Genomic DNA, 19,009 nt, shown 5'->3' with positions numbered 1-19,009 from the left:
CACTCCTGTGCCATCCAGCAATAGATTCCGGGCGAGGTTTGTTGGGAATATCCAAGTTGAGAGACATCCACTGGAATAGGCTTAACCTTATGTCGCGCATTCGTAAAGTGCTCATTGCCAACCGTGGAGAAATCGCAGTACGTATTATTCGTGCTGCCCAGGACAGCGGTATTGCATCCGTTGCCGTGTATGCGGATCAGGACCGCGACGCACTCCACGCCCAGCTTGCCGACGAGGCATACGCCCTGCACGGCACCACCAGCGCCGAGACCTACCTGGTTGTAGAGAAGCTCCTCGCAGTTGCTCGCCGCTCGGGCGCAGACGCCGTTCACCCCGGCTACGGCTTCCTCGCTGAGAACGCTGCGTTCGCGCAGGCGGTCATCGATCAGGGCCTCACCTGGATCGGCCCGAGCCCCGAGGCGATCGAACGCCTCGGCGACAAGGTCAGCGCACGTCACGTCGCCGAGAAAGTTGGCGCTCCGCTCGCTGCGGGCACCAGCGATCCCGTGCAGAACGCTGACGAAGTCCTCGCATTCGCTGACGAGGTCGGCCTCCCCATCGCCATCAAGGCTGCATTCGGCGGCGGCGGTCGTGGCCTGAAGGTTGCCTACGAGCGCGACGAGGTTGCTGAGCTCTTCGAGTCGGCAACCCGTGAGGCTGTCGCAGCGTTCGGCCGCGGCGAATGCTTCGTCGAGAAGTACCTCGAAAAGCCCCGCCACGTTGAGACCCAGTGCCTCGCCGACGAACACGGCAACGTTGTTGTCGTTTCGACGCGTGACTGCTCGCTGCAGCGCCGTCACCAGAAGCTTGTGGAGGAGGCGCCCGCGCCGTTCCTCACCGATGACCAGATCGAGCGTCTCTACAGCTCGTCGAAGGCCATCCTCAAGGAGGTCGGCTACGTCGGCGCAGGTACCTGTGAGTTCCTCGTCGCGAAGGACGGCACCGTTTCGTTCCTCGAGGTGAACACCCGCCTCCAGGTTGAGCACTGTGTCTCGGAAGAGATCACGGGCATCGACCTCGTGCGCGAGCAGTTCCGCATCGCAGAAGGCGGCACCATCGAGTACGGCGACCCCGTCGCTAAGGGCCACTCGTTCGAGTTCCGCCTCAACGGCGAAGATCCCGGCAACGGCTTCCTCCCCGCTCCCGGCCCGGTTGCGGTCTTCCGTCCGCCGCTCGGCCCCGGCGTCCGCATCGATACCGGCGTGCAGTCGGGCGATGTCATCTCGGGTTCGTTCGACTCGATGCTCGGCAAGCTCATCGTCACCGGCGCAACCCGTGAAGAGGCTCTCGAGCGCAGCCGCCGTGCACTGGAAGAGTTCGAGATCCAGGGTCTTCCCACGGTTCTCCCCTTCCACCGCAAGATCGTGAGCGATCCCGCATTTACTGCGCCCGACGGCAAGTTCGGCGTCTACACGCTGTGGATCGAAACCGAGTTCAACAACGACATCGAGCCGTGGGAAGGCGAGAACACCGTTCTCGCTACGGATCCGCGCCGCCAGACCGTTGCCGTAGAGGTCGATGGTCGTCGCGTCGAGGTGTCGATGCCGATGACGCTCCTGCCCGCATCTGATCTGGACGTCACCCGCGGCCCCGCACCCAAGCGTGCGAAGGGCGCTGGCGTCTCGGGCGCAACCGGCAACGCAGTCGTCGCTCCCATGCAGGCGACCGTCGTCAAGGTTGCAGTCGAAGCGGGCCAGCAGGTGTCTGAGGGCGAACTCGTCGCCGTTCTTGAGGCAATGAAGATGGAGCAGTCGCTCTACGCACACCGTGACGGCATCGTCTCGGCAATCGACGCTCCGGTCGGCCAGACCGTACCGAGCGGCCACGTGCTGCTCAGCATCACCGACGCCGAGTAAGTTTCGGTCGCTTCGCGGGGCAGGCCTCGACCAACCCCGCGAAACAAGGTGTTTCTCCCGAAAAGGGGTCTTTCATACGTGTGAAAGGCCCCTTTTCGTGTGCAAGGGGCCTTTTCGAGGGGTTGAGCCAGCGCCCCGCGGGCGGCCAACCCACACCCCCGGGGAATACCCCGGCCCCTGAAGCGTTATACCCAGCATGAGCGCGCTGCCACTTTCCATTCTTGATCTCGCCACGGTAGACCACGGCGGAAACATCGCCGAAGCCCTCCGCCATTCCGTTGAGCTGGCCCGCACGGCCGAAGCGCTGGGGTACGACCGCATGTGGTACGCCGAACACCACAACATGTCGGGCATCGCATCGAGCGCGACCGCTGTCCTCATCGCGAACGTTGCGGCGCAGACGGAACGCATCCGCCTCGGCTCAGCCGGCATCATGCTGCCCAACCACTCGCCGCTCGTCATCGCCGAGCAGTTCGGCACGCTCGCGACGCTGCACCCGAACCGCATTGATCTCGGACTCGGCCGCGCACCCGGCTCAGACGGCGCAACGTTCCGCGCGCTGCGCCGCACGCATCAGTCGTCGGAGAACTTCCCGAATGACGTCGTCGAGCTGCAGCAGTACCTCGGCTCGAGCCTCCCGGTGACGGGCGTGAACGCGTACCCCGGTCGCGGAACCAACGTCCCCCTCACCATTCTCGGCTCAAGCCTCTTTGGCGCGAACCTGGCCGCGCAGCTGGGACTCCCCTACGGCTTTGCCTCGCACTTTGCCCCCGACGCGCTCACGACCGCGGTGGCGCACTACCGTGCGAACTTCCGGCCGAGCGAGCAGCTCGCGAAGCCCTATGTCCTCGCAGCAGTGAACGTTGTCGCTGCCGACACCGATGAGGAAGCCGAGGCACAGTTCACCCGTGGCGAGCTTGAGCGCGTGCGCAAGTTCCTTTCCCGCGGCCGTGAAACTGAACTCACCCTCGACCAGGCCGGCGAACTCTACGACACCCCCGCGGGCGAACAGATCCGCGGCATGCTCCGTTACACCGCGATCGGTGGCCCAGAGCGCGTCCGCGAAGAGCTCGACGCCTTCGGCAAGCACGCCGACGCCGATGAGCTCATTCTCGCGTTCGCGGCACCCACACACGCAGAGCGCCTGACCGGGGCGCGGATCGTCGCCAGCTCCCAGCACTAAGCACCGCGCTCCGAACTCAACCCCTTTCTACCATGCTTTCGCGTACACGAAGGCCTTAGCTGAAGAGCATTGTTTCAATGGGTCAGATGCGTAACGAGAGAACATAGGAGGGCTCTTCTCGGTCATGCCCTTGGTTTGAAGGCATGCCATCTAGCTCCTTCAAATAGAAACGTAATGATCTCGCATGCTCTCCGGCTGCTACAGCTGCGATCACACGGTCCAACTTTCCGGGACCAAAAGGTATGCAGACCAAAGCAACCGCAAACATACACATTGCAAATCCAATGGCATGCCCCAGCTTGACCTCTTCTCCAAGTGGGAAGATCGCGAGCGAGAGCAGTGTTGGCAAAATAAGCACGCCCACAAACCCAAGCGCCCAGAGCGAAAACTTTGTCACGCGATAGCCGACACTAGCTGCTTGCTTCCCTTCTACAATCTTTCGGGTACTCGTCCATCTAAATACACTAATCGGAGCGATCGCTGCGATACCGGTTAGAAGACTTGGAACGGTCACCATCAACGTCAAACGTAGCGCCCATTCCCAAGGCGTCACTGTAGCCGCATCACGTGCTGGTTCCGGCCAGGACCAATTGGCGGCAAACAATCCCAGGACTACGTAATTCGTTACAAGAATAAATAGCAGGCGCCCCAAGAAGAGAGCCACACTCTTCACCAATGGGTTTTCACTTTTGCTAGCGCCCTGCAATGCAAGAACACGGGCGAAGTCAATCTGGATGATTCTTGAAGCAAGCTTTTCGATGCGGTCGCCAACGAGGTCCTCATCTGAAGTCATCCAGACCTTAGCTGCTTTTAGGAGTGAAGTTGCACAGACCAGTATGAGAAGCCCGCAAAAGCCGAGAATGAAGTTTTCAATCGCCCAATTGAAAAGGTCAATCTCTTCGGCTCGTTTGAGAACTGGCCTTGTACGATCTAGCTGATCAATACCTGCGCTCGCAATTATTGCCAGCGATGCAACCAGGCCCCAAACAGGAACAGTAATCAAGACGACGGCAGCATTAATAAACGTAGCCACAGTGTTATCGACCGTCCTTCGCCTTAGGATACCCGCCGCCGTATTTTGGCTCAGCCCGCTAATCGTCAAGACGACAAGCCCTGCTGCGAGCAGCGCAATGCTCCCAGCAAGCAGTCCCCATCCAGCCTTTTGAAGCGTATTTCCAACTGATTCTGTGACCAGCACGAGCTGCACTTGGCTCCAACTTTGCCATCTCAGTAATGGCAAATAGACCCAAATAAGGATTCCTAAGATGGCCGAAGTACCCAGAGAGGTTAAGAGAACACTTATCGAGGGCGCGACTTCAAATTTTTTACTATTATCTGACATCGTTGTCTTCTTCACATTGAATCAAACCGCTTGTTGGTGCAAGACTCCAAAGTTTTCGGCAATGAAGCTACCAAGTAACGAAAGCGGACGCTATTGCTTATAGGACTTGTAGTCACCAAAACCCTGTAAGGCTGCTGTGCGTACCGATAAGGGGTTCGCGCGGCCGCGGAGCGGCCGGAACCTACGAAACGGTGATCGTGCCCCGCATCTCGGGGTGAATCGAGCAGTCGTAGCCGAACGTGCCAGCCTTCTCGAAGACGTGCACGTAGCTGCCCTCGCGCATGAGCTCGCTCACGAAGCTCCGATCGTCGGCGACCACGTCGTGATCGGCTGAGTGCCCCTGGAAGATCCACTCGACCGCGTCGCCGGGGCGAATCGTCACTTCTGCCGGGTGGTATTCGTTGTCCACAACGGTGATCTGCACGACGGGCTTCACATCGGAGCCAGCAGACGGTACGACGGGCGGTTTCGGCTGCACGCAGCCAGCCAGCGCGAGCGTTCCCGCTGCCGCGACCGCGACGCCGAGCACGCCAGTGACGAAGTTGCGGCGGCTGAGGGCTGCGGTGATCCGCGCCTGATCAATAGACATCAGAAATTACTCCCTAGGCTTGCCGGTTAGCGAACGTGCATCGCACGAGCGGCGTCAGTGATCGCACCAGTCAGCGACGGGTACACGGTGAACGCCGATGCGACCTGGTCAACGGTGAGGCGGTGTTCGACGGCGAGCGCGAGCGGGAAGATCAGCTCACTTGCGCGGTGCGCGACGATGACGCCACCGATGACGGTGCCCGATGCCTTCCATGCGAAGAGCTTGACGAAGCCGTCAGTGAAGCCGATCATCTTCGCGCGCGGGTTCGTGTGCAGCGGGATCGTGTGCTCGATCGCCTTCGCCATATCAACTGCGCCTTCGAGCGAACGCTCGTTCCAGCCGACGGTCGCAATCTCGGGGTACGTGAACACGTTCGATGCGACATTGCGCAGGTCGATCGGGCGCACGAAATCACCGAGTGCGTGCATGATCGCGGTGCGACCCTGCATCGACGCAACCGATGCGAGCGGGAAGAAGTCGGTGCAGTCACCAACTGCGTAGATCGAGGGAACGGTCGTGCGAGCGACCTTGTTGACGCGGATGTGGCCGCTGTCGGTGAGGTCGATGCCTGCCTCTTCGAGGCCGAGACCCTGGGTGTTCGGAATCGAGCCGACCGCCATGAGGCAGTGCGAGCCCTCCACGACGCGACCGTCTGCGAGCTGTACGCGAACGCCGCCGTCGACGACCTCGACTGCGTCTGCGCGCGACTTCGACATGACATTCATGCCGATCTTCTTGAACTCGCGCTCAATGACGGCTGCTGCGTCGGGATCTTCGCCCGGGAGCACCTGGTCACGGCTCGACACGAGGGTGACCTCTGCGCCAAGGGTGCGGTACGCGTTGGCGAACTCTGCGCCGGTCACGCCCGAGCCGACGACGACGAGGTGCTCAGGGATCGACTGCAGGTTGTAGAGCTGCTTCCAAGTGAGGATGCGCTCACCATCGGGCTTTGCCGAGTCGAGCTCGCGGGGGCTTGCGCCAACCGCGACGACGACGGTGTCGACCTCAACGCTGTCGAAGTCGGTGCCGCTGTCGCCGTCCTCGGTCGAGACGAGCACGCGGTTCGAGCCGTCGAGGCGGCCGGAACCGTGCACGATGCGCACGCCAGCGCTCTCAAGCTTTTCGCGCATGTCGGTCGACTGGGCGCCGGCCATTGCGAGGAGTCGCTTGTTCACCGCAGCGAGGTTCACCGCGATCTCGGGACGCACGGGCTTGCCGTCTGCGCCTGGAACGAATGCCTGCACACCGAGCTTGCCCGAGTCGCGCACTGCCTGCGCCGCACCAGCGGTCGCAATGAGGCTCTTCGACGGAACTACGTCGGTGAGCACAGCCGAGCCACCCACACCAGCGCGCTCGATCAGCGTGACCTCTGCTCCGAGCTGTGCGCCCGCGAGCGCTGCTTCGTAGCCGCCTGGTCCGCCACCGAGGATTGCGATGCGGTGCTTACGTTCATACGCCTTAGCCATACTCACCATTTTAGGCACTCTTCGCGTCACTTACTGCTCCTGGCATATTGCGGTCACTAGGATATCTAACGGATCCGCTTCGCCGGAGAGCGCCCGTCGCCAAAATTCTCCGGTTCAAACAATGATGTGGGAGAGATTAGTTCAGTGACGAACACAACACCCGAGTCGGCTCTTGAACGCGATCCCGGAATGCCCACGAGCACGTGGCGGCTGCGTAGCGACGCCTGGGAGTACCTACGGTTTGTCGTCAAGCGCCTTGCCCTCGGCACCGATGAGGCCCGCGACATCATGGCTGATCCTGAGATCACGCGATCGCTGCGCGCGCTGCGCACGATTGAGATGTACTGGGCTGGTTTCGGCCAGCGGTATGTCCAAGATGTGACCGACCTTATTGAAACCGGCAAGTACGAACTCGCGCTAGATCGCATTGGGCGTGTGGTGCACCGACTTCGTGGTTCTTCCGAACACGGGGAGCCGCGCGAGGACATCACTGATGATCCCGAGCTCGCTGAGCAGTTGCAGATGGATGCGGATCCACGCCAGCGCTTCGAAGTACTCATCGTTGACGAGACCACTGAGGCCGACCGCGACGCGACTCGTGCAGAGGCACTCGCGCACCGTAGTGCGGCTGATGACTTCATCTACGAGTACGTGATCGTGCCGAGCGCGGATGACGCGGTCGCCGCCATCCTCACCAACCCGAACATTCTGGCGTGCGTGATCCGCCCCGGCTTCAGTCAGCGTACGCGCCAGAAGCTCAGCCGCGATCTCACCGCAACCATCGAGCTGGCCAAGTCCCAGACATCAACCCACGCATCGGCGCCCTCTCCGAAGAGCCCGCTGTCGTCCGTGCAGCGCGTGGTTGAGCTCGCAGACACCCTCATCGAGATCCGTCCAGAACTCGACCTGTATCTCGTTGCCGGCGCACACATTGAGGATCTCGCTGGTGCGCTCACGCGTCGGTTCCGGCGCGTCTTCCGCCGCGACGACCAGATCGAGCTGCACCTGTCGCTTGTACGCCGCATCTCGCACCTGTACGACACCCCCTTTTTCTCGGCCATTCAAGATCACGCACGACGTCCGGTCGGTGTGTTCCATGCACTCCCGGTCGCACGCGGCGGATCAGTCCTCTCGTCACAGTGGGTCAAAGATCTCGCCGATTTCTACGGCGTCAACCTGCTCCTTGCAGAGACCTCGGCGACTTCGGGTGGTCTCGACTCTTTGCTTGCACCTGTCGGTCCTCTGAAGAAGGCACAGGATCTTGCCGCCCGCGCATACGGCGCGAAGCGTTCCTACTTCGTCACCAACGGCACCTCGACCGCGAACAAGATCGTGCACCAGGGTCTTGTTGCCCCTGGTGACGTCGTGCTCGTCGACCGCAACTGCCACAAGTCGCACCACCACGCGATGATGCTCACCGGTGGTCGTCCCGCGTACCTCGAGGCGTACCCGCTCGATGACTTTGCGTTCTACGGCGCGGTGCCGATCAGCAGCGTGAAGCAGCTCCTGCTCGACTACCGCGCAGCGGGCCGCCTCGAAGAGGTGCGTATGCTCACGCTCACGAACTGCACGTTCGACGGCCTCGTCTACGACCCCGTCCGGGTCATGTCTGAGTGCCTCGCGATTAAGCCTGACCTGGTGTTCCTGTGGGACGAGGCGTGGTTCGCGTTTGGCGGCTTCCACCCCGTCACCCGCCGCCGCACTGCGATGTTCGCCGCGAAGCATCTCGAGGACACGCTTCGCACCAACGCACACCGTGAGGCGTACGAAGCGCAGCAGGCCGTGCTCTGGAACGAGGACGGCACTCCCGCTGCCGACGACATCTGGCTGGCCGAACGACTGGTGCCGGCGCCTGATGCTCGGATCCGCGTCTACGCAACGCAGTCCACGCACAAGACGCTCACCTCGCTGCGTCAGGGGTCGATGATTCACGTCTACGACCAGGATTGGGAGCGCGACGCGAAAGACCCCTTCGACGAGGCGTACATGACGCACACCTCGACGTCGCCGAACTACCAGATTCTGTCGACCCTCGACATCGGCCGCCGCCAGGTCGAGCTCGAGGGGTACAAGCTCGTACAGCAGCAGCTCGACCTCGCGACGAGCCTCGCGCAGGCGATCGCGCGGCACCCGCTGCTGCGCCGCACCTACCGCGTGCTCACGGCAAAGGAACTCATCCCCGCCGGCGTCGGCGGCGTCGGCGGCGCTGCCCGTACGGGGCGACCCATGCCGCTACGTGATGGGCTCTCAGAGATGTGGAAGGCCTGGGACAACGACGAATTCGTCGTCGAACCCTCGCGCGTGACCGTTGAGATCAGTCGCACCGGCGTTGACGGCGACACGTTCAAGCACGATTACCTCATGGACCGCTATGGCATCCAGGTGAACAAGACGAGCCGCAACACGGTGCTGTTCATGACGAACATTGGTACCTCGCGTAGCGACGTCGCCTACCTCATCGAGGTGCTCGTCAAGCTTGCAGAGAAGTTCGAAGAGAAGCAGGCGCAGGGCGATCCTGAGGTGACACTCGCCGATCCGAGTGAGGCAGCCGAGTACCCGGCTCTGCCCGACTTCACGTCGTTCTCGCCGGCCTTCGCGCCGTCTCCCGTCACGAGGCCCATGCTCCCCGATGGCGCACTGCGTGAGGCGTACTACACGGGACAGCGCCGCGGTGGCGTCGAGTTCGTTCAGCCGGAGGAGCTGATTGCTCGTCTCGAACGCGGTGAGCAGCCCGTCTCGGCGAACTTCGTGACTCCTTACCCGCCCGGGTTCCCCGTGCTCGTGCCAGGCCAGGTGTTCTCAAAGGAGATCATCGACTTCATGGCTGCGCTCGATACGCGTGAGATTCACGGCTACGACGCACGTCGCGGGTACCGCGTGCTGAGCTAGGCGACTCTTCCTGTTTCTTCGGGCTCAACCCCGCGAAAAGGGGTGTTTCTCTCCAAACAAGGTCTTTCATGCGCATGAAACGGCCAATCTCGAGAGAAACACCCCTTTTCGCTGCCCTGACAGGCCACCCCAGGCAGCCCCGGAAAGACCAGGCAAACCTGGCGCCAACCCAGCGCCAACATAACGCAACTCTGGTGTTCCCAAGGCAACCCTCCTAGGCTGAAATCATGGATCACCAGACAGCCGCAACCGAAGCCGCAGCAACTATCGCGATCATCTCGGGCGTTCCACGCCATGACATCGCGTTAACGCTCGGCAGTGGTTGGGGAAAAGCTGCAGAGACGCTTGGCGAGGTCGTCGCGAAGATCCCGGCCGAGAAGGTGCCCGGGTTTTACCCGTCTGGCATTCCCGGTCATGCCGGGACGCTGACGTCGATCCGCCTCCCCGACGGTCGGCACGCGCTCATCATCGGAGCGCGCACGCACCTCTATGAGGGCCGCGGAGTTGCCGCGGTCGCGCACGGCGTCCGCACAGCAGCAGCCTGCGGTGTGAAAATCATGATCCTCACGAATGGCGCCGGCGGGCTGAATCCTGAGATCAGCGCTGGCGAGCCGATGATCATGGCGGATCACATCAACCTCACCGCGTCCTCCCCCATCGTTGGCGCAGACTTCGTCGATCTCACCGATCTCTACGCAGAGCGTCTGCGCGCGATCGTGCGCGAGGTCGCACCCGGCATTGCGGAGGGCGTATATGTGCAGGTGCCAGGTCCGCACTATGAGACACCTGCAGAGTCGCGCTATCTCCGGGCTATTGGCGGCGATGCTGTTGGTATGTCGACGGGACTCGAGGCGATCGCTGCCCGCGAGGCTGGCATGACCGTGCTCGGCCTAACACTCATCACGAACCCGGCCACGAACCTCGGCGATACCCCGCTCGATCACGCGGAGGTCGTCGCAGCAGGTCGCGCCGCTGAGCCGCGCCTCGCAGCGTTGCTCACAGACGTCGTCACGCGCCTCCCGCGCGCGTAAGCATGACCAGGGCGCACCGATCCGCGCCCGTGAACGCAGCCCACACGGCACAGGGCCCGGCCACACGCGTGATGCGTGGGACCGGGCCCTTCCAGTTGCCGGTGCGGTGACCAATACCGCGGCCGGCTGCAACATCGGCCGGCTTAGGTCGCCGACTCGCCAGCCTCACCGGTATCGACGAGCAGCACGCCCGACTTCACCGCCCAGAGCATGGTTGCGGTCTGGCCGCGCTCGAACGCGCGTGCCTCATGGCTCAGACGCACCGCACCCTCGGTGCCATCAGGCAGCTCAACGGTGTATCGGCGCGATGAGCCGAGGTAGGTGACATCCGTGATCGTGACGGGGATGGCGTTCCAGCCCTCGGTCGCCACGGTGCCTGCTGCCTCGAGGCGCAGGTTCTCGGGGCGGATCAGGATCGCGAGATCTTCGTGCGCACTGCGGCCCTCTGCCACGACGCGGTGGCCCGCGACGGTGATCGCGGTGTGCTGATCGCCAGCTGCCTCGCCCGTGCCGAGCAAGACGGTCGACTCACCAAGGAAGCGACCAACGAAGAGCGTGCGAGGGGTCTCGTACAGCTCTTCTGAGGTGCCGACCTGCTCGATCTTTCCGTTGTTGAAGACCGCGATGCGGTCGGACATCGAGAGGGCTTCTTCCTGATCGTGCGTCACGTAGACGAACGTCGAGCCGACCTCGCGGTGAATTCGCTTGATCTCAGCCTGCAGCCACTCGCGCAGCTTCTTGTCGAGCGCGCCGAGGGGCTCATCCATGAGGAGCACGCGGGGTTCGTAGACAAGTGCGCGAGCGAGTGCCACACGCTGCTGCTGACCGCCGGAGAGCTCTGAGGGGAAGCGATCGCCGAAGTCACCGAGGCGCACCATACCGAGTGCTTCAGCAACCTTGATCTTCTGATCCGCCTTCGAAACCTTACGGCGCTGCAGCGGGTACGCGACGTTCTCTGCGACAGTCTTGTGCGGGAACAGTGCGTAGTTCTGGAACACCATGCCGATGTCGCGCTTGTGGGCTGGCAGCTTCGCTACCGGCTTGCCGTAGATGTGCAGCATGCCCTCGGTGACCGAGGTGAAGCCGGCAATCATGTTGAGCGTCGTGGTCTTACCCGAGCCCGAGGGGCCCAGGAAGGTCATGAACTCACCGGGCTCGATGACGAGGTCGATGTCATCGACGACGGTGTTCTCGCCGTACTTCTTCGTGACCTGGTTCAGGCTGATGCCTGCCTCATTGATCGCCGAGATGGTGCTGGTGTTCAGGCCCTCGTTGCGGAGTTCCTGCTCGTGACCTGCGGGGACGGGGATGTCGTTGTGAGTCATCGCGTTCACGCTGCTACTCGCTTTCTTTTTCGCGTCGCGAACTGTGCCGACAGCATGACGACGACGGATACCACCATCGTGAGCACTGCTACGGCTGCCACAGTCGGATCATTGGTCTGCGTCACGCTGTTGTAGATCTTCACCGGCAGCGTCTGCAGTGACGGCGACTGGATGAAGAGCGACAGAATGACTTCGTCGAACGAGGTGACGAAGGCGAACAGTGCGCCTGCGGTCACACCCGGTGCGATGAGCGGGAGAGTGATGGAAAAGAACGTCCGCATACGGCCCGCGCCGAGGCTGGCCGAGGCCTGCTCAAGACGGGTATCGAAGCCAGCGAGCGACGCCATCACGTTGGTGATGACGAGCGGCATGGCCACGATCGTGTGTGCGAGAACGAAGCCGGGCAGGGTGCCGAGCAGGTTCATGCGCAGGAAGAGCGAGTACAGGCCGACCGCGAGGACGATGCCGGGGACGATCATCGGGAGCAGGAAGTAGCCCTCGACGAGGCTCTTGCCGCGGAACTTCACCTTCGAGAGGCCGAGCGAGGCCAGCACGCCGACCGTCGTTGCCACGATCGTGGTGAGGATCGCAACCTGCAGCGATGACCCGAGGGCCTTCATCCAGGACGCATCGGTGAAGAAGTTCTCGTACCACCGGGTCGAGAAGCCCTTCGGCGGGAAGTTGAAGGAGGGAGCCTCGTTGAACGACATCGGAACGATGACGAGCGTGGGCAGCACCAACCAAATGATGATGATGATGGCGAAGACGCCAAGGAGACGTTTCGTGGTCACTTCTTATCCACCCCCGGGAAGAGGCTCTGGCCCTTGTTCAGCTTCGACACTATGACGAGGATGAGGATCGTACAGATCAGCAAGAACATGCCGAGCGCCGTTCCTTGGCCCCACATGAGGAAGACCGAAATCTGCTGTTGGATGAGCGCGGAGATCATGATCTCCTTCGACGAACCGAGCAGGGCGGGAATGATGTAGAAGCCGAGACCGAGAATAAAGACGGTCACGCCGCCGGCGAAGATGCCGGGACGCGAGAGCGGCAGGTAGACCGTGAAAAACGCGGTGACCGGGTTTGCACCCAGGTTCGATGCTGCAGGCAGCAGTCGCTTGTCGATCTTGGCCATCGCTGAGTACAGCGGCAGCACCATGAACGGCAGGAGCACCTGTGACATACCGAGCGCGACACCAAAGGTGGTGCGGATCAGGGGCACTGGGCCAATTCCGAACCACGCCATGAGGATGCCATTGATGGGGCCGGTGTCCTGGAGCAGCACCATCCACGCGAGTGTACGCACGAGGATCGAGGTCCAGAGCGGCAGCATGATGAACAGCTGCAGCATGTTGCGGGTGCGGTCAGAAACCACGGTCATGAGGTAGGCGTAGGGGTACGCGAGGAGCAGACACACGATCGTGACGATAAACGCCGTGCTGAACGTGCGTGTGACAACAGCGATGTTCGCCTGGGTGGTGAACAGCCACTGGTAGTTCTGCAGACCCGGCTCAGGATCAGTCACCGAACGTAGGGCGACGTCGAACAGTGGCGCCAGGAAGAACAGGGAGACAATCGCGAATGCCGGGAGCAGGAGAAGAAGCGGGCGCCAATTGCGTGGCCCCCGCTTCTTCCCAGCGCCGGCACCCGCACCAGAAACAGCCAACGCCTCAGTGACGGTGGTGTTTTCTGGAACAGAATGACCGGACATGATGATTAGTTACCCGTTGCCCATCCAGCCCATGCTGCGGAGAGGGCGTCGTAGTTCTCGACCCAGAAGTCCACGTTGGGCTTGACAGCGGTGTCCATGTGCGAGGTCGTCATCCAGGTCTCGAGCTGCTTATCGAGCTCGGGCTTCGACTTGGTGTTGACTCCGCCGTACGAGGTGAGCTTGGTCATCTCGGCCTGCTGCAGGTCACCAATCGAGAAGTTCACTGCTGCGAATGCGGCCTGCTTGTCCTTCACGCCCTTGGGGATGCCGTTCGAGTCGACCATCAGCATCCACTCGTCCCACATGGGAGCGATGGGTGCACCAGCCGAAGCTGCGCCGTACCCACGACCCGACCACACGAGGCCCATGACAGCCTCGCCCGACTCGAGCTGCTGCTGAGCCTGCGCGCCGGTGGTCCAACCGATGACGTCATCGCCGAGCTTCTTGTACTCGTCGAATGCACCCTCGATGTCAGCGGGCTTCAGTTCGTTGACGTCCTTACCCTGAGCGACGAGTGCGAACTCGACGGTCTGGGGATCAACGTAGGTCGACTGGCTCACGGTGCGCTTGCCGGGGAAGTTCTTCGTATCGAAGAAGTCTGCCGCGCTCGTGGGAGGCTTATCGCCAAACGCCTCAGTGTTGTATGCAACAACCAAGCCGTACAGAATCTGCGGGGTCATGCACTTGTCAGTGATGGTGCCCTCGGGGATGTTCGAAATGTCGACCTGGTCGTAGTCGTACTCTTCGAACAGGGTGCCACAGCCGCGCGCGGTGTCGAACTGGGTCGTGTTCACGATGTCCCAGGTCACGTTTCCTGCGTCGACCATTGCCTTGAGCTTGCCTGCGTCAAATGCGTCCTGGTTGAAGGTCGCGCCCGATGCTTCTGCGAACGGATCCCAGAGCGCGGCCTTCTGGCCGTCCTGGAAGATACCGCCCGAGCCAGCGAAGGTCAGCGTCGTGCCCTCAAAGGCACCTGCCTTGACCTCGCCTGCGACCGGGGTACCGAGATCACGTACGGGAGCAGCTTCTTCCTTGCCGCCGCCACCGCTACATCCGACGAGTGTCAGGGCGAGTGCTGCTGCACCGGCCACCGCGGAAAGTCCGCGACGCGCTTTCGCGTTTTTTACCATCTGAAATGGTCCTCTCACTTCACTGTGATTGGTACCGGGGCCACTTGCAGGTTAAGCATCGTTACTTTTCCTGTTGAACCGAACCTCTACAAGCAATCAGCTCGTCGCCCTCGGATGAACATTGAAGCTACACGGCATTTTCGCCATTCATCATTTGTGTTACGTGTTCGTTACCGCCTCTGAGATATCTCATACGTTCGTACACGTACGGTCTTATGACCGGTACGAATGGGAGGTGCGGCCGGCCGAAAATGTGCGTAATTTTCCAATTATTGGCGCAAGGTCGCGTAGTGTCATTGCCAAGCTTGCGCCGTACGAATGTAAATCGCACTCGCAAACATCTACTTCGGTAGGAAACAACAGAGCAAGGAGGCTCTACCCGTGAACATCATCGTGATTGGTGCCGGTCTTTCCGGTCTCTCCTCAGCTTGGGAACTACACAAGGCAGGTCATGAGGTCACTGTGCTCGAGGCTCGCGACCGCGTTGGCGGCCGCACCTGGAGCACCACACTCGAAAACGGTGTCATTACTGAGCGCGGTGGCGAGTACGTATTCCCCACCGAGTTCGCGATTCGCAAGCTCGCAGCTGAAGTTGGCGTTCCGCTCCTCACGCACGGCGTGCGCTACGGTCGCCGCACGACCAACGGCCGCGTCATTTCGTTCGACGACCTTGAGCGCACGAGCGCGCAGGTGCAGGCAACGCTCAAGGGCATGATGGACGACGGCGAGCGGAATGTCTCCCTCGCGACCGCGTTCGAAGCCGCCCTCGGCGCTGACTATCTGCAGGATCCCGTATACCGCCGCACGGTCACCTCGAGCGCTGCTGACCCTACACGCGTGAGCGCAGAAGCTGTCATTCTGCACGAGTCTTCCACCGTCAATGGCTACGTAGAAGACGGCGCACGTTTCCTGCGCGGCAACCAGTCGCTGTCCATCGAGCTCGCACGGCGCCTTGGCGACCGCGTGCGCCTTGAGCACCCCGTTGCGCGGATCGATCAGTCCGAGACTGGCGTCCAGGTTGAGCTGCAAGACGGCACTCGCCTCGAAGCAGACGGCGCGATCCTCTCGGTTCCGTTCCCCATTCTGCGCGAGCTGGAGCTCGGCTTCGACCTTCCCGAGGCGCAGCAGCGCGCACTCGACCACCGGTTCATGGGCGTTGCTGCGAAGCTTGGCGTGCCACTGAGCCGCGTTGATACCGACATTGCACTGCAGAACACGAGCCACACTTGGTGGTCGTGGCGTTCGATGTCGGTTGATGGCGAGAACCGCATCAATGCGCTGTCGAGTTTCGCTGGCGGTCCCGATGCGCTCGCTGCGTTGCAGGTCACAGAGGGTTCTGCCACCTGGCAGGCTGAGCTGCAGAAGATGCGTCCCGAGCTTGAGCTTGCTGGCGAGGTCTTGCTCACCACCTGGGCAGATGATCCCTGGGCGCGCGGATCGTACACCGCCCCTGCACTCGACTGGGAGGCAGCAGATGCCACAGCGTTCGAGACTTCGGCAGGCCGCGTCGCAATCGCTGGCGAGCACACCGGTCTCGCCCAGTCACTTTCTGGCGCGGTCGCGTCGGGGTACCGCGCGGTTGCCGCACTCACGCAGGCACTCTCGGCAGGGTAGTACGCACATATGGCTCTCACTGTTGGCGAGTTGATCGCGCTTCCATCTGTGAAGACGTGGTCACTCACCCCTGGCGTTGGCGAGCAACGCAAGATTTCGTGGGCTCACTCCTGTGAGCAGCCTGATCCTTGGCTTTGGCTCGGTGAAGGTTCTCTCGTGATGACCACGGGTCTCGGTGTGCCGGTGTCTGTGGCGGATCAGTGCACCTACTTTGCCGGGATGCACAAGGCCGGAATTGCCGCGGTCACGATCGGCGCCCATATGTCGGCCCCTCCCCTCGCTGAGGAAGCCCTCGCATATGCGTCTTCACTCGGGTTGCCCGTACTTGAAACGGCATATGAGGTGCCCTTCCTGACGCTCGCTACCGCCGTCATTGAGGCGGCGCAAGAGCAGCGTGCTCGTCGCGTGCGCCTCACGGAGCGAATGTATGCCGCACTGCGTACGCACGCGACGGAAGAGGATTCCGAGCCATTGCTTACCGAGCTCAGCGCGCTGCTCGGTGGCACATTTGCCATCGAACCAGCGCTGCCTGGCGGCGCCCGCGGCAGTATCGAAGAAGTCGAACCCGGCCGGTTCACCACGTCCCTCGTTGCGCCAGGTGATCCCGTGCTGAGCTTCAAGGTGGTCACAGAGGAGCCCGACTACGGGCTTCTCCAGCACTCCGCCGGCATCGTCGGCACCGCGCTGTCAATCTCGGCGGCCTCTCGCCGCCGAGATTGGTTGTACGGCTCGATTTTGCTCGGCAACCTCGCTGACGGCACGATGCCTGCCGGGTTCGCCCGCGGGCTACTCGAGTCACACGGCCTGTCTGGTTCGCTTCGCTTCTGCGTGTGGGCGTACACCGACGGTCGCGAGTCGCTCGATGCCGTCCAGGCGGTTGCTGCTGCAGAAGGATCCGCCGCAATCGCCACCGTGAAAGACCACCAGACGATTGCGCTGATCCGCGCCGATGACTCTGCCCTGCTCGACAGATTCGGCGAGCAGTTCAAGGTCGTGGGTGCGAGCGCACCGTTCACCGATCTGCTCGGGTTCCAGACCGCCGTTCGGCAGGCGAGTGTGACACTCACGCGCGCGCGAACGGCAGAGCAGACCGGCGCAATCCGGTTCGATGACGCTGAGCCGTCCTCGCTGTTCCTCCCGAGTGATGGCGATCAGTTGCGCGCTATCACTCAGCAGGTGCTCGGCCCACTCCAGGAGTATGACGCCCAGCGCGGCACCGACCTCATGGAAACGCTTCGCGTGTTTCTTGAGGACAACCGCAGTTGGGTGCGTGCATCCGAGCGCCTGTTCATTCACCGGCAGACACTCGTCTCACGGATCGCGCGCATCGAAAGCGTGCTCGGAAAGGACCTCGGAAAGATGCAGGATGCGTCTGACTGCTGGCTCGCCATCCGGGCAGCCGTGCGCTGCGGAGCCTTGGAACCAGAGGATATTTAGGCGGCGTACAAACGTATGAATAGCGTCTTTGCCGCGCTGGTACTTCGTTGCGGTGACTACGTTTCAGTCCCGTACTTCTTGTAATTACAATGTTTCGATCACAGAGGATCTCATGACCACCACCATTCCCGACGTCAATGCCGACGTCGATGTCGTTGTTATTGGCGCTGGCTTCGCCGGCCTCGTCGCCGCCCGCGAACTCAGCCAGGCAGGGCACGATGTGCTCCTGCTCGAGGCGCGTGATCGCATCGGCGGTCGCACCTGGACCGATGATCGGCTCGGCCATCCGCTCGAAATGGGCGCGAACTGGGTGCACTGGGTGCAGCCACACGTGTGGGCGGAAATGTCGCGCTACGGCCGCGAGATGATTCGCAGCCCCAAGGCCGACGAGGCATACTGGCATGACGCCGATGGCAACCCCGTCAAGGGCACGCTTGAGGAGTTCATGGCGCTCATCAGCCCGGGCCAGCAGCTCTTGATCGATGATGTCCGCTCGGTCATGCCACGTGGTCCAGAGCCCACTGTCGGGGAGATCCAGGCGCTCGACAGTGTCTCCATCGAGGAGCGCATGGGTCAGCTCGGCCTCGACCCCGCAGCGTATGCTGCGAACGCCTCGGTCTGGACAGGGCACGTCAACGCGCCTCTCTCAGAGGTCGGCCTCTCAAGCGCAATGCGTTGGGTGTCAGCAACCGGCGGTCACTGGGAACTCATGCACGAAGCTTCGGCAACCTACCGCGTAGTGGACGGCATGCGGGCCTTCACTGCCGAAATCGCGAAGGACATCAGCGGCGAGATCCGCCTGAACACCACCGTCGCAGCCGTCTCGCAGAACGATGCTGGCGCCGTCGTCACCACGACCGATGGGGCGCGGATCACTGCTCGCCGCGTCATCAGCACCCTGCCCGTCAACGCGATCGCAGGCATCGAGTTCACGCCAGCACTCCCCGCTGCGTGGCAGCGTCAGAACGCAGAGCGGGTCGCCTCGCGCGGCACCAAGGTGTGGCTGCGAGCTGAGGGCCATGTTCCTCGGTTCTTCGCGTACGCGAGCCCAACCGGCCCACTGTCGGTGCTCAAGGCTGAGTTCTACTGCAGCGACGAGCGCGGCGACTACACGATTCTTGTTGGCTTCGGCGCGGATCATTCCAAGATCAACCTCGAAGACATCGCTGACGTGCAGGCCGCGGTCGACATCTTCCGCCCTGGCCTCGAGATCACCGAGGTGGAGGCGCACGATTGGATGACTGATCCGCTCTCGCAGACCACCTGGATGACGCACCGTCCCGGCCAGCTCACCCGTGACCTCGCGGAGCTGCAGGAACCCCAGGGTGTGGTCCACTTCGCGTCGACCGACAACGCCAACCTCTGGGGTGGCTTCATCGACGGCGCGATCGAGAGCGGGCTGCGCGAGGCGCGTCGCGTCGCTGCCGCGCTGTAGT

The 19,009-nt window shown here is 62.2% G+C and carries 14 protein-coding genes; 7 read left to right on the top strand and 7 right to left on the bottom strand.

Going from position 1 to position 19,009, the window contains the following annotated elements:
- The first annotated feature begins 89 nt into the window (after positions 1-89).
- Complete coding sequence (locus tag ICL81_RS03995) at positions 90-1,856, top strand: biotin carboxylase N-terminal domain-containing protein (RefSeq protein ID WP_188033673.1); 1,767 nt, start codon at positions 90-92, stop codon at positions 1,854-1,856.
- 196 nt (positions 1,857-2,052) lie between these two features.
- Positions 2,053-3,039: an LLM class flavin-dependent oxidoreductase gene (locus tag ICL81_RS03990; protein ID WP_188033672.1), complete on the top strand. Its 987-nt coding sequence runs from the start codon at positions 2,053-2,055 to the stop codon at positions 3,037-3,039.
- Positions 3,040-3,121: 82 nt separating this feature from the next.
- On the opposite strand, the gene ICL81_RS03985 is transcribed toward ICL81_RS03990, so the two are convergent.
- The 3 genes from ICL81_RS03985 to ICL81_RS03975 all read right to left on the bottom strand — a co-directional run bounded on the left by ICL81_RS03985 (position 3,122) and on the right by ICL81_RS03975 (position 6,436).
- Positions 3,122-4,381 (bottom strand): hypothetical protein, encoded by a 1,260-nt coding sequence (locus tag ICL81_RS03985; protein ID WP_188033671.1) that lies wholly within the window; start codon positions 4,379-4,381, stop codon positions 3,122-3,124.
- Positions 4,382-4,562: 181 nt separating this feature from the next.
- Positions 4,563-4,970, bottom strand: coding sequence for a cupredoxin domain-containing protein (locus ICL81_RS03980; RefSeq protein ID WP_188033670.1), 408 nt, complete (start codon positions 4,968-4,970; stop codon positions 4,563-4,565).
- A gap of 26 nt (positions 4,971-4,996) precedes the next feature.
- Positions 4,997-6,436 (bottom strand): NAD(P)H-quinone dehydrogenase, encoded by a 1,440-nt coding sequence (locus ICL81_RS03975; RefSeq protein ID WP_188033669.1) that lies wholly within the window; start codon positions 6,434-6,436, stop codon positions 4,997-4,999.
- Positions 6,437-6,625: 189 nt separating this feature from the next.
- On the opposite strand from ICL81_RS03975, the gene ICL81_RS03970 reads away from it, so the two are divergent.
- Positions 6,626-9,325 carry an aminotransferase class I/II-fold pyridoxal phosphate-dependent enzyme gene (locus ICL81_RS03970; RefSeq protein ID WP_188033824.1) on the top strand — a complete coding sequence of 900 codons (2,700 nt, stop codon included), beginning with the start codon at positions 6,626-6,628 and terminating at the stop codon, positions 9,323-9,325.
- A gap of 227 nt (positions 9,326-9,552) precedes the next feature.
- Positions 9,553-10,356, top strand: a complete 804-nt coding sequence (locus tag ICL81_RS03965; protein WP_188033668.1) for a purine-nucleoside phosphorylase — start codon at positions 9,553-9,555, stop codon at positions 10,354-10,356.
- Between the two features lie 143 nt (positions 10,357-10,499).
- Here the strand turns inward: ICL81_RS03965 and ICL81_RS03960 are convergent, their stop codons facing one another.
- From ICL81_RS03960 to ICL81_RS03945, 4 genes are read right to left on the bottom strand one after another with little or no spacing between them, the layout of a single operon-like run.
- The gene (locus ICL81_RS03960) at positions 10,500-11,681 is read right to left on the bottom strand and encodes an ABC transporter ATP-binding protein (protein ID WP_188033823.1); all 1,182 of its coding nucleotides are present in this window, start codon (positions 11,679-11,681) and stop codon (positions 10,500-10,502) included.
- Positions 11,682-11,686: 5 nt separating this feature from the next.
- A complete protein-coding gene (locus tag ICL81_RS03955; RefSeq protein ID WP_188023446.1) occupies positions 11,687-12,472 on the bottom strand; it encodes an ABC transporter permease in 786 nt (261 codons plus the stop codon).
- Positions 12,469-13,392, bottom strand: a complete 924-nt coding sequence (locus tag ICL81_RS03950; RefSeq protein WP_188033667.1) for an ABC transporter permease — start codon at positions 13,390-13,392, stop codon at positions 12,469-12,471. Before ICL81_RS03950 ends, ICL81_RS03955 begins: the two co-directional genes overlap by 4 nt.
- A gap of 5 nt (positions 13,393-13,397) precedes the next feature.
- Complete coding sequence (locus ICL81_RS03945) at positions 13,398-14,522, bottom strand: extracellular solute-binding protein (RefSeq protein WP_188033666.1); 1,125 nt, start codon at positions 14,520-14,522, stop codon at positions 13,398-13,400.
- 324 nt (positions 14,523-14,846) lie between these two features.
- On the opposite strand from ICL81_RS03945, the gene ICL81_RS03940 reads away from it, so the two are divergent.
- The 3 genes from ICL81_RS03940 to ICL81_RS03930 all read left to right on the top strand — a co-directional run bounded on the left by ICL81_RS03940 (position 14,847) and on the right by ICL81_RS03930 (position 19,008).
- Positions 14,847-16,136 carry an FAD-dependent oxidoreductase gene (locus ICL81_RS03940; RefSeq protein ID WP_353055418.1) on the top strand — a complete coding sequence of 430 codons (1,290 nt, stop codon included), beginning with the start codon at positions 14,847-14,849 and terminating at the stop codon, positions 16,134-16,136.
- Positions 16,137-16,145: 9 nt separating this feature from the next.
- Positions 16,146-17,573, top strand: a complete 1,428-nt coding sequence (locus ICL81_RS03935) for a PucR family transcriptional regulator (RefSeq protein ID WP_188033664.1) — start codon at positions 16,146-16,148, stop codon at positions 17,571-17,573.
- A gap of 112 nt (positions 17,574-17,685) precedes the next feature.
- Entirely contained in the window at positions 17,686-19,008 is a 1,323-nt protein-coding gene (locus ICL81_RS03930; RefSeq protein WP_188033663.1) for an NAD(P)/FAD-dependent oxidoreductase, read from the top strand.
- Position 19,009: the final 1 nt, after the last annotated feature.

Origin of the sequence: Leucobacter sp. cx-328 (assembly GCF_014530035.1) — a bacterium.
Taxonomy (GTDB): Bacteria; Actinomycetota; Actinomycetes; order Actinomycetales; family Microbacteriaceae; genus Leucobacter.
Note: the sequence above shows the minus strand (reverse complement) of the source record. Positions and strands in the feature narration are given on the sequence as shown.

Excerpts from the sequence above, each read along its gene's own strand:
- ICL81_RS03995 (WP_188033673.1), top strand. The coding sequence starts at position 90 with ATGTCGCGCATTCGTAAAGTGCTCATTGCCAACCGTGGAGAAATCGCA.
- ICL81_RS03990 (WP_188033672.1), top strand. The coding sequence starts at position 2,053 with ATGAGCGCGCTGCCACTTTCCATTCTTGATCTCGCCACGGTAGACCAC.
- ICL81_RS03985 (WP_188033671.1), bottom strand. The coding sequence starts at position 4,381 with ATGTCAGATAATAGTAAAAAATTTGAAGTCGCGCCCTCGATAAGTGTT.
- ICL81_RS03980 (WP_188033670.1), bottom strand. The coding sequence starts at position 4,970 with ATGTCTATTGATCAGGCGCGGATCACCGCAGCCCTCAGCCGCCGCAAC.
- ICL81_RS03975 (WP_188033669.1), bottom strand. The coding sequence starts at position 6,436 with ATGGCTAAGGCGTATGAACGTAAGCACCGCATCGCAATCCTCGGTGGC.
- ICL81_RS03970 (WP_188033824.1), top strand. The coding sequence starts at position 6,626 with ATGCCCACGAGCACGTGGCGGCTGCGTAGCGACGCCTGGGAGTACCTA.
- ICL81_RS03965 (WP_188033668.1), top strand. The coding sequence starts at position 9,553 with ATGGATCACCAGACAGCCGCAACCGAAGCCGCAGCAACTATCGCGATC.
- ICL81_RS03960 (WP_188033823.1), bottom strand. The coding sequence starts at position 11,681 with ATGACTCACAACGACATCCCCGTCCCCGCAGGTCACGAGCAGGAACTC.
- ICL81_RS03950 (WP_188033667.1), bottom strand. The coding sequence starts at position 13,392 with ATGTCCGGTCATTCTGTTCCAGAAAACACCACCGTCACTGAGGCGTTG.
- ICL81_RS03945 (WP_188033666.1), bottom strand. The coding sequence starts at position 14,522 with ATGGTAAAAAACGCGAAAGCGCGTCGCGGACTTTCCGCGGTGGCCGGT.
- ICL81_RS03935 (WP_188033664.1), top strand. The coding sequence starts at position 16,146 with ATGGCTCTCACTGTTGGCGAGTTGATCGCGCTTCCATCTGTGAAGACG.
- ICL81_RS03930 (WP_188033663.1), top strand. The coding sequence starts at position 17,686 with ATGACCACCACCATTCCCGACGTCAATGCCGACGTCGATGTCGTTGTT.